Annotated in this window: 10 protein-coding genes; 6 read left to right on the forward strand and 4 right to left on the reverse strand. The window is 50.2% G+C overall.

Annotated features, from left to right (window positions below):
* Positions 1–318 precede the first annotated feature (318 nt).
* On the forward strand, positions 319–3,402 hold the full coding sequence (locus tag QWY82_RS05520; RefSeq protein WP_290260549.1) for a TonB-dependent receptor: 3,084 nt from the start codon (positions 319–321) through the stop codon (positions 3,400–3,402).
* 279 nt (positions 3,403–3,681) lie between these two features.
* Here QWY82_RS05520 and QWY82_RS05525 read toward each other — a convergent pair whose 3' ends face one another.
* Complete coding sequence (locus tag QWY82_RS05525; protein ID WP_290260550.1) at positions 3,682–4,440, reverse strand: FadR/GntR family transcriptional regulator; 759 nt, start codon at positions 4,438–4,440, stop codon at positions 3,682–3,684.
* Between the two features lie 404 nt (positions 4,441–4,844).
* Here QWY82_RS05525 and QWY82_RS05530 point away from each other — a divergent pair, with 404 nt between their 5' ends.
* Positions 4,845–6,671 (forward strand): polysaccharide lyase family 7 protein, encoded by a 1,827-nt coding sequence (locus tag QWY82_RS05530; RefSeq protein WP_290260551.1) that lies wholly within the window; start codon positions 4,845–4,847, stop codon positions 6,669–6,671.
* A 244-nt stretch (positions 6,672–6,915) separates the two neighbouring features.
* A complete protein-coding gene (locus QWY82_RS05535; RefSeq protein WP_290260552.1) occupies positions 6,916–8,274 on the forward strand; it encodes a polysaccharide lyase family 7 protein in 1,359 nt (452 codons plus the stop codon).
* Positions 8,275–8,542: 268 nt separating this feature from the next.
* Here the strand turns inward: QWY82_RS05535 and QWY82_RS05540 are convergent, their stop codons facing one another.
* Complete coding sequence (locus QWY82_RS05540; RefSeq protein WP_290260553.1) at positions 8,543–9,469, reverse strand: pirin family protein; 927 nt, start codon at positions 9,467–9,469, stop codon at positions 8,543–8,545.
* A gap of 248 nt (positions 9,470–9,717) precedes the next feature.
* On the opposite strand from QWY82_RS05540, the gene QWY82_RS05545 reads away from it, so the two are divergent.
* Positions 9,718–10,416 carry a substrate-binding periplasmic protein gene (locus tag QWY82_RS05545; protein ID WP_290260554.1) on the forward strand — a complete coding sequence of 233 codons (699 nt, stop codon included), beginning with the start codon at positions 9,718–9,720 and terminating at the stop codon, positions 10,414–10,416.
* A gap of 196 nt (positions 10,417–10,612) precedes the next feature.
* Entirely contained in the window at positions 10,613–11,725 is a 1,113-nt protein-coding gene (locus QWY82_RS05550) for a zinc-binding dehydrogenase (RefSeq protein ID WP_290260555.1), read from the forward strand.
* A 140-nt stretch (positions 11,726–11,865) separates the two neighbouring features.
* Here the strand turns inward: QWY82_RS05550 and QWY82_RS05555 are convergent, their stop codons facing one another.
* The gene (locus tag QWY82_RS05555; RefSeq protein ID WP_290260557.1) at positions 11,866–13,518 is read right to left on the reverse strand and encodes a polysaccharide lyase family 7 protein; all 1,653 of its coding nucleotides are present in this window, start codon (positions 13,516–13,518) and stop codon (positions 11,866–11,868) included.
* Positions 13,519–13,840: 322 nt separating this feature from the next.
* On the opposite strand from QWY82_RS05555, the gene QWY82_RS05560 reads away from it, so the two are divergent.
* Complete coding sequence (locus tag QWY82_RS05560) at positions 13,841–14,629, forward strand: class II aldolase/adducin family protein (protein ID WP_290260558.1); 789 nt, start codon at positions 13,841–13,843, stop codon at positions 14,627–14,629.
* 78 nt (positions 14,630–14,707) lie between these two features.
* Here QWY82_RS05560 and QWY82_RS05565 read toward each other — a convergent pair whose 3' ends face one another.
* Entirely contained in the window at positions 14,708–16,993 is a 2,286-nt protein-coding gene (locus tag QWY82_RS05565) for a tetratricopeptide repeat protein (protein WP_290260559.1), read from the reverse strand.
* Positions 16,994–17,007 lie beyond the last annotated feature (14 nt).

Consider the following 17,007-nt stretch of genomic DNA (forward strand, 5'->3'; position numbering starts at 1 on the left):
GGCAGCCATTTTTTTTGAATATTTTCTGTTCGTGATGCGCCGCAGCGCTAGATCTAATTCAGACTAAATATTGCACTCGGAGGGGTCGGCTACAGCCCCCAGCAACTGGGCGACCTAGCGCATTCTGTGAAAATTATTAACAAAATCAAGAGGTTGTTGATTTGAATAAGGGTCTGATACATAGCCAAAAACCCCGTGTTTTTGGTCTGATGGTTTACTTTCTTATCTTACACTTTGGTCTGACTAATTTGTTGACCGTCAAATCGAGTTTGGATTATAGTCGCTCTTGATGAAAAACATAAAAACGGAGACAGCATCATGTCAATCGAGCAACAAAATGAAGCCCGCCAACGAGACGGGAAAAGCAGCCTAGGTTTTACCAAACGTCCCTTAGCCCAGTGGGTCAAAGCGCTTGCTGTTGCAGGTGTAGCGGCTAGTCCGCTCTTCACCGGCATGGTTATGGCACAAGATTCAGAGGCCTCCGCCGAGGCTCTTGAGGAAATTACCGTTACCGGCACCCGGAAGTTGATCCAGGATCAAATTGCGATTAAACGCGACGCCACCACCATTGTGGACGGCTTGTCGGCGTCAGATATCGGCGAGCTGCCAGCACTCTCTATTGGTGAAGCGCTGGAGTCTATTACTGGTGTAGCGTCCCACCGGGAAAACGGCGGTGCCAGCGAAATTACTATTCGTGGCCTTGGTCCGTTCTTAAGCGCAACAAATTTTAACGGTCGCGAAGCTACCAACGGTAGCGGTGACCGCTCGGTAAACTTCTCGCAATTCCCTTCAGAGTTAATGAGCAAAGTCGCCGTTGCTAAGACGCAAGACGCCTCGATGATCGAAGGCGGGGTCGCCGGTGTAATTATGCTGGAAACATTGAAGCCGCTCGAATACGGCAAGCAGCGCGTAACTGTAGATGCAAAGCTTAACTACAATCCAGACGAAGCCAATGTTAATAACTCTTTGCATGATGAGTTGGGTTACCGAGGCACTTTCAGCTACGTGGATCAGTTTGAGTTTGGCGATGGTCAAGCTATTGGTATCTCAATTGGCGCACAGCAGCAGTCAATTACACAACCGGAAGCAGAGTACCGTAGTTCCGATAATACCGGCTCATCTCTATGGGCCTGCTTAAATGACCCTACCATTACCGATCAAGGTTTCTTCCGTAGCAATTCCGATGATTGCGAAAACCTACTCGTCGATGGAAGTAACGTGGATACTGGCTATAACACTAGCATAGATCCCAATACAGGAAAGGCTGTTAATGACGGTAGCCCTTATGCTTGGGCTGGTAGTAGTCGTACCTACCGTCAGAATGAAACTTCTGATGAGCGCGACTCCTTATTTTTTGCAGTGCAGTACCAGCCTTCAGAGGCGTGGGATATTAATTTTGACGCACAAGTTTCTGACCGCATTCAGGCAGAGGAGCGTCATGATTTTGTGATTTTCAACAAGCGTGCGACTGCGGGCGTTACCGGTAGTACTTTGTTAACGAACTCGGCCAACCAGGTTATTTACCGCGAGGGTCAAGACTATCTTGGTATCAACGGTGAAAAGTATAATAGGGAAGAAAACTACTTAGGCTATGGCCTTAACGTGGCACACAATGTAAACGAGCGTTTAACGGTTAAGTTAGATATAGGTTACTCTGAAACTAATCGTGAAGAGCAGCAAATTGTTAACGATTCGCGCACTTCCGCACGGAAAGACTTTATCTTGGTGCAGGGTGCACATATCCCTAATATCACCGTAGAGAATTTCGATCCAAATTCCTATGAAGGCTATAACAACTTCCGCACCAGAATCGATACTGATAATGTGCGGGAAAATATTACGAAGGCAATTCGTTTAGACTTTGACTATGCCCTAACAGGTGATACTTTTACTTCAGTGGCCGGTGGCATTCGCAGTTCTGAGCTTACCTATGTGCAGTTGGGTGGTAACAATGGCTCGGGCTCGCGCGTAGAAACGACGAGATCGTATACATCAGAAACTATACTACCTTCTACGGGTCTCACTATTGCGGATAGCTGCGGTATCAGTTTTAGAGAGTCTGACTTCTTAGATCGTATGAGCGATGGGCCGCTAATCACAAACGTAGATTCAAATGGTAATGTTATTGCAGAGGGTACCGGTAGCACTTTTGCCACCTATGATAACCAGTGTTTCTCTGATGCGATGATTGAGTTGCATAACGCCAACCCAGCTAACGCTAATAATCAATTTACAACAGCTTATCCTGAAGTAGAACTTAGAAACCCCAATAGCATCAATGTGACAGAGACAACTGTGGCCGCCTACGCCATGGCGAATTTTGAGTCGCTGTTTCTAGAGCGTGGCCTTCGCGGTAACTTTGGTTTGCGAATTGTGCAAACTGATGTATCGTCTATTGGTTATCGCGCGCCTTATACAGTGATTACAGATCCTATTACCGGTATTTTGTCGTTAGATATTGGCGAGGGCATCGAGGATGTTGAGGGTGGTGGTACTTACACTGAGTATTTACCTAGCGTGAATGTGGTTTGGGATTTTGATGAAGACAAAATTATACGCGGAGGCGTTTTCCGTGGTATGTCTCGTGTTAATCCAACGGATATGGCGTATAACCGTAGCTTCAATACAGCCGATGAAGATACGGACCCAATGACCTTAGATGAGCTTCTAACCGGCGCCAATGGTACGGGTAATCCAGATTTAAAACCTCTAATGTCGTGGAACGCTGATTTGTCAGTGGAATGGTATCCAGTTGATGATGCTATCTTCTCGGCGGGTGTTTACTACAAGAAGTTCTTGGGTGGTTTTGAAAAGCGTACGCAAATGGAAACCTTCACCATTGATGGCGAGAGTGTTGAATTACCCATTACCAATGATGTGACCAGTGAGGATGCCAGTAATCTATTAGGTTTAGAGTTCACAGCCGCTTATCGTTGGGACTTAGGTATTGGTGTCAAGATGGGCTATAACTGGGCCGACACTGATTTCGAAGTTGAAGACAGCCTTTACGGTGATACCTACACAATAGGTTTAGATGGCGTACGAACTCAATTAACTGATGGAATAGTTGCCCCTGCTTCAGTCCCAGGATTCTCTGAGCACAGCTTCACCGGTCAGGTGTACTATCAGATCGGAGAGTTAGATGTGGGTGTCATATACAAATATCGTAGTGATTATTTTCAGCCGTCTACCACCAATAGTACCCGTCTTAGGTATATTCACAGTGTAGGCACATGGGAAGCGCGCGCTTCATATAATATTACCGATAACGTGAAAGTAAAAGTTGAAGGCATTAACTTGTTCAGTGCGCCAAAAAAGCAGGATTACTTTGAGCAAGGTAACTTAGGTGAAGTAAATGACTACGGTCCGCGTATTTTCGCGGGTGTTACCGTTAAATTCTAATGGGCTAAGTTAATCGGTTAGCCTAGGTAACCCCTAGGCTTTGCCCTGAGCGAGCAAGATTGAAAAATCCAATGGGTTTCGGCTTTTTGGATTTTTTTGTAATTAAATAGTGGTAGTTTTACTGGTGAGGGAGGGGAAGCGCTAGTACAAGATACTGGGACTGGGAAAGTAAACGACGGTGGGCAAAGGTCATACTGCGAATAAAAAATGCAGCCATAAGACTAAGACTGCATTCTTGGGCGCTGAGAATCTATCTAACAGCGCTATCCTTAGGGTTAACTAATAGCTTCCCGTCGTTAAGTGGCTCAAAGAGAACTGCTGGCGGCTCTTGAGTGCTTCTTGTCGTGCAGCCTCAATAGCCTGTGCTTCGGTGACGTGTAGCAAGGCATCGATCAGCCGGGCGAAGTGCATGTGCATCGCTTTGCGCGCGGCGCCGGAGTCTCTGGCTTTGAGCGCGTCGTAAATAGCCTTGTGTTCATCCAGCCGATTTTTACCATCCAATTTACACACACCCTCATAAGAGCGCTTAACGCGAGCAGAAGTCTCGCGGATTTCCCACAGGCGTTTGATAGTCATGAGAATGGCCGCGTTATTGGTGGCCTGCGAAATAATCAGGTGAAAACGCCGGTCGGCGGCCTCAGCGGTGAGGTCGCCCTCTTTATTTTCTTGCGCCATGAGCGCCAAGGTGCCTTCCAGTTCGACTAGCTGTTCCGGGGTGATCATGGTCGCGGCAATGGCCGCCGCTTCGCCTTCAATCACGGCACGGGCTTGGGTGAGCTCGAAGGGGCCTATGTCTGGGGCGTAGAAAGCCGCGTTTTGTTGCGGCTCTTTAACGTAGACACCGGAGCCGGTTTTCACCCGCACCCGGTCTAGCGTCTCTAGGGCAATAATCGCTTCGCGTATGGTTAGGCGGCTGACTTGAAAGCGCTCGGCTAGCTCGCGCTCTGGTGGCAAGCGGCTGCTAGGCGGGTAGTCGCCGGAATCAATTAATTTATTGATCTCTTCGACAACCTGTTGATAGAGACGACGTCCAGTCATTTATGTTCCCCTGTGGGTGTTGAGGCGCTGATGCCGCTGTAGTTAAGCCGAGTTACGATGTAGCTGGGTAAAGCTATCTGATGGATTTTATCGTATATCTATTCATCTGCCTACCCGCTTGCAAGAGGCGGATTGAGGACGCTGATCCTTTCCTTAGCGCAAGCCCTGCCTCCGTAGCTTAGTAGAAGCGCGCGCCAAAGCCAAGCAACCTATCTGGCACTGATGTCTGATTGCTTAATGCCAAATGGTTTTCCTATTGGTTTACTTATTGGTCTGATTGTGGTTTTATAGTTCGCCCTTGATGCGCGCTTGCCGCATGGGTATCGACTTAGGGGCCTCCCGTGGGTATGGGGCAAGTTGTGTTGAAAATAATTCAAATAATGAAAATGACACGAGTAGTGAGTATGAGATCCACCAAAACTGCGTTTTTACTGCTTCCCCTCGCTATCGCGATTAGCAGCTATAGCTTCGGCCTTACACCAAGCAATGTGACCGATAGCGGCAATGATGGTCACGTAGCGGCAAATACCTTGGATGGCTCGCTCGACCCCGAGTCTCGTTGGTCGGCCCAGGGTAGTGGCCAATATTTACAATATGATTTTGGTTCGGTGCAATCCTTCAGTGGCGTTAACATTGGCTTTTTTAAGGGCAACGAACGCAGTACCCGTTTTCAATTAGCAACGTCGACTGACGGCTCAAACTGGTCCACCGTATACGACGGCGCATCGAGCGCCTCAACCTTAGCTTTTGAATCTTTTAACATCAGTGGCGCATTAGGCCGCTATGTGCGCTTGGTTGGTTTGGGCAATAGCTCAAACGATTGGAACAGTATTACCGAAGTGAGTTTTGATGGCGCCACGGGCACAGCCTTAACGCCGGTAACCATTCAAAGTGCCTCTGCCAGTGCCGACGACGGCAACGTGGCCAACAATGTTTTAGACGGTAATATCAATACCCGTTGGAGCGCGAACGGCGCTGGGCAAACGCTCACTTTAGATTTAGGTGCGAGCAAAACCATTGATGCGGTTGACCTGGCCTTCTTCAAAGGCGATCAGCGCCAGGGTTTCTTCAACTTGCAGGCCAGCACTAATGGCAGTTCTTGGACGACGCTTTCAGCTAATTTGGTGAGTTCGGGCAGCAGCGTGCAAGCCGAGCGCTTCGCGGTGCCAAGCACCAGTGCAAGGTATGTGCGCTACGTGGGTAATGGCAACAGTGCAAACTCGTGGAATAGTGTCACCGAAGCGTTCGTGCTGTCGGCCAACCTAACGCCAACACCAACACCAACACCAACACCAACACCAACGCCAACACCGACGCCAACGCCGACACCATCCGGCACCTGCTCAGGTATGGATTTGTCTATTTGGGGTTACACCATTTCAGATGGTGTGTCACACAATGACCAAGCTGATATTCAGAAATTGGTAGACAGAACCAATATCGGTTCAGACTTAACCTTTGACAGCCAAGGCTGCCCCACCTTTAAGGCACCTAATAAAGGCAGCACCTCTACCAACTCCAGCTTTGTGCGCAGCGAGTTGCGTGAGCTTATTAGCGAGTACACAGATAGCTCGGCAGATGTGAAGGGCTTGACCAAAAACAACTGGGTCACCAGCAAGGCGTCATCGCATAACCAATCCCTCGTGGGCGGTGTAGATGGCACGCTGCGCGCTAAATTGAAAATCAATGCGGTATCCGTTGATGCCACCAGTAATGATCAAATTGGCCGCATTGTGGTGGGGCAGATTCACGGCGAAAATCATGAGCCAGTGAAAATCTACTACCGCAAGTTACCGGAGCACACCAATGGTTCGGTGTTCTTTACCGTGGACGGCTCCAGCGGCAGCCCGGTAGATCGCATTAACGTTGTGGGCTTCACCGACAAGAACGATACCGCCTCTGGTAGCAGCTCTGTTGAAGATCCAAGCAACGGTATTCCCTTGGGCGCAGTTTGGGAGTATGAAATAAAACTGGTAGGTGATCAGCTAACCGTTACCGTGTGGTACAACGGCAAAACTTATACCACGGCAGATTCTATTGCTTATACCAAAACACGTTCAAAAGTGCTGATCAGTAACAGCAGTGATATTAATGCCATCACCATCGCCGACTTTTATAAAGATGACTACATGTACTTTAAAGCGGGTTTGTACAATCAAAATAATACCGGTACCAGTAGCCCTAATTACGCGTCAGCTACTTTCTATACCATTGATGTACAGCACGACTAAATTTGTTTGTAACGGTTCCCTCGTAGTGCGACTGAGAAACCGAGAGCTTTGTATCGCGCACTCTTTATATTTCTAGTTTGCACCTTATGCGTCATACCCTCGGGATGGCGCTTTTTTTTAACGTTAAATAAGACAAGGAAAATTGTCGGTTTAGATTTTTTCCCCTATGGCCAGGTAGTAGAAATGCATAGTCATCGCTACTCAACGTGCAATCTGGCTTCTATAAAAAAGAGAGAGAATAATTATGCGAAACAAGAAAATAGCAATGATATTTACCGCGCTTTGGTTGGCCCTGCTCGCCCTAATGGCGCAGGCTCAGAGTCTTTCTAATGCCAGCTTTGAGCAGCAGTGGCAGGGCTGGCAGTACGCCAATGGCGCCGCGCTTTCCGATAAAGCGCGCACGGGCGATCACTCGATAAAAATAGCTCAAAAAGGCGCTGTGGTGAGTCGTGTTGTCGAAGTGCAGCCAGACACCCGCTACCGCGTAACCGCCTATGTGCTCGGTGCCGGCACCTTAGGTGCAAAGGCTGACGGGCAAATGTATTTCGATCAACCGAAACGCAAAACCAAAGGTTGGACCAAGCTCTCAGTTACCTTCGAAACCGGTGGTGCTAAACAAGCCGTGCTGTTTGCAACTTATGCCGGCTCCGAGGGTCGCTTTGATGATTTTAGCTTCGAGGCGGTGGCGGATGAAAATACCGAGTTAGCACCTACTATCGTGGCAAAAAGTGATGGTGGCACGGGCCTTTCGCCCGACCTGCCGCCGAGCCGAAACTTTGATCTGTTAGGCTGGTACCTGAGCACGCCGCGCGACGATGACGGCAATGGGGTAGGCGATATTTATTATGAGGTTGAATTAGCTCAGGGTTTTGAGGACGATCTCTACTTCTTTACCCGCTGGGATGGCGGCATGACCTTTCGCGCGCCCAACAAGGGCGGAAGAACCTCCGCCAATACCAAATTTACCCGCAGCGAATTGCGCGAAATGTTGCGCCGCGGTGACAAATCGATAAAAACCAAAGCCACCGGCGGGCCAAATAAAAATAACTGGGTTTTCTCCAGCACTTCAGCGCGCACCCAGCGCCTTGCTGGCGGCGTCGATGGCCGTATGGAAGCCACATTAGCCGTTAACTATGTCACTGTAACAGGCGAGCCCTATCAGGTTGGCCGCGTAATTATCGGCCAGATTCACGCGAGTGAAAACGAGCCTATTCGGCTCTATTACCGCAAGCTACCCAACAACACCCGCGGCTCCATTTATATGGCACACGAGCCGGCCCCCGGCCACGGCGAAGAAGTGCTTATCGATATTATCGGTAGCCGCGCCGACGATGCCGCCGACCCAGAAAATGGCATAGCCCTGGATGAAAAATTTACTTACGTTATCGACGCTAAAGGTCACCAATTAACTGTCGATATTGTCGTTGACGGCAAAGTGCGTGCGCATCAAGCCTTTGATATGAGCCAGTCAGGCTATGACTCAAGTGAAGACTATATGTATTTTAAAGCCGGCGTTTACAACCAGAATAATACCGGCGATTCAAATGATTTTGTTCAGGCGACTTTTTATAAGTTAGAGACCAGCCATGGCGAGGTCAAGTAGAGCAGCTTGTGTTACTAAACCGATAATTTATTTTTCGTTAAGGCCCAACCTTGAGAAGAAAGGGCCTTAATTGTAGTTGAGCATTAAATTTTCAATACTTCGTTTGATACTCGAGCTGTGTGCGCTAAAAACAGAGGGGATGTATCCCTATATGCATCCACCGATGGTACAGGCCGTGTTCAAGCATCGAGCAGTTATCACAATTGAAGCCGTTCATCGGATTCTATCAAGAGCGTAAGATAGCGATTTAATCGGTTATTACGCTGGGTTATGCGGAGCTTTGCCCAGGTAAAGGAATAAACTCTACTTCATCGTCAATCACTTTTGGAAACTCCCTCTGTACCCACGCTCGCTTGGCTTGGTCTATCTTGTTCCTGTCGGTGGCAACGAAATTCCACTCGATAAAACGCTCGCCTAAGGATTCACCGCCGATGAGTACGAGCCGAGTCGCGCAGGTCGCTTCAATGACTAGGTTGCGCGCCGGATCGAGGAACGCCATGCTGTTAATGGGAATGATGCTGTCTTTTACCTTAACTTCACCCTGCACTACATACAGCGCTCGCTCCTCGGCATCTGGCAGCGTTATGCGTTCTCCTGCCTCAAGCCTGAGTTCGAGATAGAGTGTATTGCAATGGACTTTTACCGGTGATGTGTGACCAAAAGCGCTGCCCATTACAATTTTAATCTTGACGCCATCTACAATGACCTCGGGAATATCCATACTTGGGTAGTGATAAAATGCGGGTTCAATGTCTTCAACAGCTACCGGTAGCGCCAACCAAAGCTGTAGCCCGTGCAGTGTTCGCGGTGCCAATGTTGCTTCTTTGCGCTCGCGCTCAGAGTGAGTTATCCCTTTGCCGGCTACCATAAGGTTTACATCGCCCGGCAGAATCGATTGATAACTGCCCAGCGAATCGCGATGTAATATTTCGCCCTCAAACAAATAGGTGACGGTAGATAGGCCAATGTGTGGGTGTGGCCGAACATCAATACCCACGCCCGGTTCGAAATGTGCAGGGCCCATATGGTCAAAGAAAATCCACGGCCCTACCATTCTACGGTGAGCGTTGGGCAACGCGCGTCGCACGGAAAAGCCGTCCAGATCTTTTTTCTTTGGCTGGGTAACTAATGCGACGGCAGTGCAGCTGTCTAAAACGGCGCACTCGTGTTCACAGGTTAGGGAGAAATTACTCATGTTGATATCACCTCTGTGTGTTGGCGCTTAAGGCTAGTATAGGTATAAACAGTCGAAATGGCCGATAGCTGTAAGTTGGGGAGCATTTCTAATGCTAATGTATTGATTCCTTTATCACTATCGGCACTGAGATCTTCAATTGTGCGAGATAATTTAACGATCTGCAAAGAGGGCGTTGTGCATTCCGGCCCGGGTAAAAAATCGGTCTACACTTGGGCCATTGTTTTAGGTGCGAGGGATGAATGAATATGGCTAGCTATCTGTTTGGTATCGGCTGCGCACTGACTTTGCTGGCTTCATGGGGCAGCGCAGGCGAATTCTCTGAGCTTAAGGCAGGTATTCCAGAAAATCTTCCGGAAGTTCACCTTGAAAATGGAAAATTAATAAGCCCTCATGCGTCTTTGCGACAGCTGCATTGCATTGAAGAAAATTTGCCCTACGCCATTCGCTGGGAGGCTTATCCTGCGGCAAGGTTGATGCATGTTTTGCAGTCTGGCAGCGTTGATTTCGCTCTTCCATTATCCGTATCGCCAGAACGAGACGCCGACTTTGGAAAATTTATTCACTTAGGAACAAACTCGGATCTATTGGTGCGTCTAGAGCAGCTACCTGGGGAAAATAAAGATACTGTTGTCGGCGCTATGCGCGGGACTATACAAGCGCAAATTGCACAGGAACGCGGCTTTGGCGTCATGAAAGTGAATGAAATAGACGTGTTAATAAAGCTCTTACGTGCAAAGCGAGTGGATGCCATTATCCTCACTGAAAAATATTTCAACGCCAACGCACAGACCTGGGTAGAACCTGTCCATTCAACACTGTTTAGAACCGAACTTTTCGGCATCTATTTCTCAAAAAGTGTGGCCAAGAAAGTTGTCGATGATTTTGCGTTAGTGGCTCACCTTTGTCGTAATGCGGCGCAGATGAAAACCATTGCAACAGATTAATCCAACCTACTCGTGTATTACTTTCTGGTCGTTATATTGCTGAGGGCAATTCTGTCCGTGGCCCGAGCCTTGTGATTGCTAATGGCAAGCCTCGTTTGGGCTTGTGTTACACCACGGCATTAGCAGTCTTAGTGAAAGCACAGTATTCTAACCATCAAAGCACTTCACCCCTAGATCTAGCGGATAAGGAATGACTATGAGTAAGGCACTACAACTTTTTTCTGAAATCAAGCAAACCGGCGAGTTGATTGTGAGTTTGCAGGAGGTGGCGGTGCCTGAGCCGGCGTCGGGTCAGGTGTTGGTGCGCATGCAGGCGGCGCCGATCAATCCCTCTGACATGTGGCCCTTGTTTGGCCCGGCCGAGCTGCGCGAAGCCAAGCTGAGCGACGATGGCCTGAGCTTGCGCGCGCCGGTGTTGCAGTCTTGGGTGGGGGCGATGAAATCTCGCTGGAATCAGGCCTTGCCGGTAGGTAATGAGGGCGCCGGCGTGGTGGAAAAAGCCGGTGCCGGCGCCGAGCACTTACTGGGTAAAACCGTGGCGGTGATGGGTGGTGCTAGCTACGCGCAATATTGCTGCGTGCCTATGCACAGCTGCCTACCCCACCAAGCCGGCGTGACGGCGCGCGAGGCGGCGGCTTCCTTTGTCAATCCACTAACGGCCTTGGGCATGGTTGAAACCATGCGCATGGAGGGGCACACCGCGCTGGTGCACACAGCGGCGGCGTCAAATCTTGGCCAGATGCTTAACCGCATTTGCCAAGAGGATAAGGTGCCTTTGGTGAATGTGGTGCGTAAACCTGAGCAGGCTGAATTGCTTAAAGCGCAAGGCGCGACCTTTGTGGTGGACAGCAGCCGCGAAACCTATCGCAAAGATCTTTACGCCGCCATTGCCGCCACTGGCGCTACTTTGGCGTTTGATGCCACTGGCGGCGGCGAGTTAGCGAGCGATATTCTCGCCACCATGGAGGCTTATTTAAGCCGTGATGCTCAAGGTTTAAATACCTACGGCTCGGAAGCGCTAAAGCAGGTCTATTTATACGGCGCACTGGATGTAAGCCCGACAGTATTGCGGCGTGCCTATGGCATGAGCTGGGCTGTGGGTGGCTGGCTGCTGCCGCGCTTTATTGCCAAGGTGGGCATGGCGCGTGCGGCAGAGCTACAAAAACGCGTGGCCTCATCGATTAAAACCACCTTCGCTAGCCAGTTTACCGAGCAGGTAAGTTTGCGCGATATGTTAAAGCCCGAGGTGATTGCGCGCTACACGGCGAAGAAAACCGGCACCAAATTTTTAGTCAATCCAGACGCATAATTGTTCCTGTTTACCGGGTGGCCGAGCCACCCGGCAAAGCCATAAAAACGCGTTGATTTAAAACTCGAAACCCAGCTGGTCCCACGATAGTTAAGAATATACGGCGGTAAAAAAATAAGGCGAACATATTCTCGGTCGCACTAGCTACCGCTATGCGCGACACTCAATTCGTAGACATTCACCACAAACTTTCCCGCCGACCCAATAGCGGCTTGGGCGTAGTTGCCAATCTTGAAATAGTAAACATGATCGCGCCAATCGCTACTCAGTTCGGTGCCGAAGGCAACGGATTGGGTGACGCCGTTGACGGTGATCGACAGTTGGTCATCGCTTAGACTGATGGTGTAATCGAACGTCTCTGTGCCCGGTGTGCCGAAGCTTAAATTGAAGGGGTCGCCGCTATCTGGGTTTTGGTTGATGATGGCGCGCACGGGTTTGGTGGGGCCGTCCCACTGTAGTTTAACCAGTGCTTTGCTCGAGTCTTTAGCGTGTATTTGGCCAACCACCACTTGTGGGTCGCCGCTGAAATAGTCTGTTACCGATACCTTCGCTGTTAGCCTATGGGTGCCGGTGGGTGACCAATTGGCGCTGCTGTCGCTTTCGCCGGCTTGCCAATCGTACAGTTCGCGCAGTTCGCTGCGCGCGTAGGTTGAATTGGCGGTGGAGGCTAGGCGTGGGTCGGCCAGATCGACGCTGAATTGCATGGCGCCATCGCTACCGGTCGCAAAGGTGTCGGTGTCGATGAAGCCATCGTTTAAAGGCGCTATGCCGTCTGGATTTAAGTCGAAGGGTTTGATTTCTGCGGCGTTCGAGCCACCGCTGCCAAAGTAAATATCCTTCGAGTAAGGCAGGGTCAGCTTCCACTGGTCGAGATTAAAGTTACCCGAGGGCGGTAGGCTGGCGTTGAGGCTGCCGGTGCGAAAGTAATCGAGTGCAGTAAAATTAACCGTCGCGCGGCCATCGGATTGTAAATACACGCCTGCTTTAAAATAGCTGCTGAGATCTTGCCAATAGCTGACATCGCGCGCATTAACTTTCACCACATCATCCACGCTGATGGTCATTTTATTGTTGGCCACCGCGATTTCCGCGCTGTGACCAGCGCTGTTATAACTGCCGAGATCGACATAGGTATAGGCGCCGGCTGCTATTAAGTCGTCTTTAATTACCGCCCATAAATGATCGCTAATACCGTTGCGCTGGCGCAGCCAAACTAATCTGAGCAGAGGTTTATTGAAGGCTTCTGAATCGTGAATTTGCATGAAGGTAAGCTGATCTACGTTGCCGCTTAAGGGGTTGTCTATAGTGAAGCTTCCCTTCATGCGATTGCCTGCATCCTTGGTATACCACTCGCTCATTTGGCGCAGTTCCGAACGCTGGCTTAAGCCTTCAACGGTAAAGGTGACGCTATTGGGTTTTAGGTTGCTGCTGTAGAAATAGCTATTCCAAGCCGAGTCGCTATCAAAGTTGCCTTGGGCTATCAGCGTACTGCTGGTGGGCGCCTGCAATTTTGAGGCATCTAAAACCGATTGAAAGCTTGGCACGGCGCGATAGGGAGCGGTTAAAATTTCTGTTGGCGTTGGCGTTGGCGTTGGCGTTGGCGTTGGCGTTGGCGTTGGCGTTGGCGTTGGCGTTGGCGTTGGCGTTGGCGTTGGCGTTGGCGTTGGCGTTGGCGTTGGCGCCGGTGTTGGCGTCGGCGCCGGCGTTACCGGTGTGTTAGTGGAGTTGGAGGAGCCTCCGCCGCCGCAGCCTATAAGAGTTGCCGTGATTAGGCCGATGGTAAATAACTTCATAGCTTTCTCTTTGAAAATGGGGGCCAAAATCCTTAAGGCGCTGGTAGGGGTAGCTAGGTCAGGGTGTAGGGCGGCGGTTAGGCACTCCTAGCCCATGGTGGCCCATGTTAAATTCTGGTCAACCGATTAGTCTGATCAACAGGTCAGACTATAATCTACCCAATCAAGGCCGAAAAGCCCTAGCAGTAAAAAATGTGGCTTTGTCGGAATTGTCTCTACCCCTTAGTGAATATTTACCAGTGCGAGAGCCGGTTTAGGGTGCTAGTTTTTAACCCTAGCGTGCCAGTGCACGAGCTTTTGGCTTTTACTAAAAGGGGCGATGATGAATTCCAAAACCAATAACATTGTGATGAATGCCGATCTAGATACCATGGGCCAGGCGGCTGGCTCTATTGAGGCTGAACGGCTGCACCGCAAGCGTCAGCTGGTGGCGGCTTTTCGGTTGTTTGGTAAATTTGGCTTTGACGAGGGCGTGGCGGGCCATATCACCGTGCGCGACCCAGAAAAAACCGACCACTTCTGGGTTAACCCCATGGGCGTCTCCTTCAAGCAGATCACCCTATCGCAGTTGCTGTTAGTCAGCCACGAAGGCGAAGTAGTTGAAGGCAATGGTTTTCTCAACGGTGCCGCGTTTACCATTCACTCCCATGTTCATGGCGCGCGACCAGACGTAGTTGCCGCTGCACATGCGCACTCTGTGCACGGCAAAGCCTGGTCTTCTTTGGGGCGGCTACTCGACCCAATCACACAGGATGCCTGCGCCTTTTATGAAGACCACGCGCTCTATGATGATTTTGGCGGTGTGGCTTTGGAAATGGAGGAGGGCGAGCGCATAGCGAAGGCTCTGGGTGATAAAAAGGCTGCCATCTTGCAAAATCATGGCTTAATTACCGTGGGCCAAACCGTTGAGGCGGCGGCTTGGTGGTACATCACCATGGAGCGCAGCTGCCAAGCTCAGCTGCTCGCAGAAGCCGCCGGTAAGCCTAAGTTGATTGCGCCTAAGGTAGCCAAGAAAACCTGGGAGACGGTGGGCTCGCCCATTGCTGGGCAATTCCAGTTTTCGCCCTTGTTTAACGTGATTAGCGCCGAGCAACCAGACATGTTTGATTAAAGTTTCTAGGAGCCGGCCATCTAGTTGCTAGACCAAGCTGCTAGATGGCCGGCCTCGAACTATTCCTTAGCCATCTCGCTATTTTTTCTGCCTTAAATTGTTAAGTACGCCGGTAACCTCTGGGTGAGGCGGGTAGGTCTTTTGCCAGGTTTCCAAGAACGCAATGGCCTCCGGTGTTTTATTAATTTTCTCTAAAATAAGCGCATAGGTGTAAGCATACCGAGGGTTATCGGCTTGCAGTTTGGTAGCTTGTTCTAATTCCGTTTTTGCGCCGGACAAATTCGTCGCACGCACGTAGAGCAGGCCAAGTGAGTAATGCACGTTAGCGTCTGTTGGCTGCACACTAATAGCCCGTTTTAATAACGCTTCACCTTCGTTGTCGCGGTCTAAACCACGGTACAGATCCGCGAGGTTGAGCAGCGCGGGTAAGTGGTTGGCCGATAGCTGCAGTGCCTTGTTATAGCTTTTTTCTGCCTGTACGTAATTTCCCTGCGCCATGTAGAACAGGCCGAGGGCTACTTGCGTCTCTGGGAAGTCGGCATTGAAGTTGGCGCTTGCGAGAAAATCTTTATAGAGGCCTTCGATAAGTTGCGCTTCTCGCGGTGGAATTTCTGCCAAAGGTATATCGGCTAGCTGCCGCGCGAGTTCGACGCGCACAGACAAAACCGGCTCATCTAACCTAGCGCTCAACAGGGAAAAGCGATAATTTGCAGGCATCGCTTGAATTGAGCGAACGGCCGCGGCGCGCACCAGCGGGTCGCTATCGGCCAGCAGTGTTTTCAGTTTTTCGATATCGGTGTGCTGAAAAAAACCATCGTGCATTAACACGGCTGTAGCGCGGGCTATGTCGGGCTGATGTTTATTCAGCGCAATGGCCATTAAATCGGGCGCCGCTTGCGCATCGCGTTGTTGGATTCTGTGGAAGGTATTGGCGAAGCTGTGGCTGGTTTGGCTTTTGCCCAAGGGTTTTAACCAAGCATCAATTGCGCTCGCTGCCCATTGATTGTCTCTATCCGTGTGGCATTGGGTGCAGGCATTTGGCGTTGCCGCCGTTTCGCTAACAGTCGGCCTTGGGATTCGGAAGCTGTGATCGTGACGCACATCTACGCCCATATAAGTTTCGGATGGCATATGACAACTGACACACTGCGCGCCGGCGCTTTGTTTTTCATGATGATGGTGCGCGCTGCTGTCGTAGTAGCTGGGTAAATGGCATTGGCTGCAAACCCCATTGCTGTCGCCTGGCTTGCCGACTTTTAACGCGAGTGAGTGCGGGTTGTGGCAGTTGCTACAGGTTACGCCCTCGCTGTACATCTTGCTTTGTAAAAAGCTACCGTATACGTACACCTCATCGGATATTTGGCCATCGCTAAAATATTGTGGCGATTCTAATAGATGCAGGCTGTGACTATCGTAAAATGATTTGTTCACATCGGCTTGCTGCAGCTCTGAGCGGCGCGAGTGGCAGGTGGCGCAAACTTGGTGTTGTTTTTCCGCCGATGGGCCAGTGCGACCTAAGGTCGTGCTAAGGGATTTTTTGGTTTGTGTTGTGGCTTCGGGCGTTTGCAGCGCCGCAATAGCCGACCACACACCTTTGTTGGCGAGGGAAAGTTTAAATCCAGCATTGCTGGCGGGTGGGTTTGCTTTGTCGCCACGCTTAGCCCAAGCCAGGTGTTGTGAACCTTGGCCGTGGCAGGCTTCGCAGCCGATATTCACCTCCTGCCAGGTGGTTTTGTAGGTGTTTTTTTCGGCATCGTAATTTTTTCTAAGGTCGGTTGAGTGGCAGGCGGCACAGCGCGAATTCCAATTAAAATAGCTGCCAGTCCAATGCAATGCGTCTTGGTGATCGATAGGGTCTAGCTGGCTGCCGCCATGTTGCAATAATTCATGTTCCGGGTAGAGGTGATACCAGCGCTGCCCGCCTTCGGCCTTCGCTCGGGTATCCCAAATAATTGACAGTACTTGCTTTCGCCCGTCGGGAAAATCAATGAGATATTGCTGTAACGGCTCGATGCCGAAGGTGTAGGTTATCTCGAACTCCTGTAGCTTTCCTTCTGCATTGTCGGTCAGGACAAAAAACTTACCCTCGCGTTTATAAAATCGACTGGTAATGCCGTTGTAGATAAATTCGGTATTGTTAAAATCGCCGAGCACACTTTTATCCGAGGCGGGTTGCATGGCATGCCAGTGATGGCTTTGTTGCCAGTCTTGATATTCGGCCTGGTGACAGCTAGCGCAGGCCTCACTACTCACGTAGGTGATTTGGTCGTCTTTTGGCGAGGGATCGAGAGCTTGGCCTGCACTGTGCCAACCAAGTGGCAGGGCGATGATTGCTAAGTAGAGGGCTCTTAGATTTTTATGCATTATGTTCGCTTATT

It is taken from the genome of Simiduia curdlanivorans (genome assembly GCF_030409605.1).
Classification (GTDB): domain Bacteria; phylum Pseudomonadota; class Gammaproteobacteria; order Pseudomonadales; family Cellvibrionaceae; genus Simiduia; species Simiduia curdlanivorans.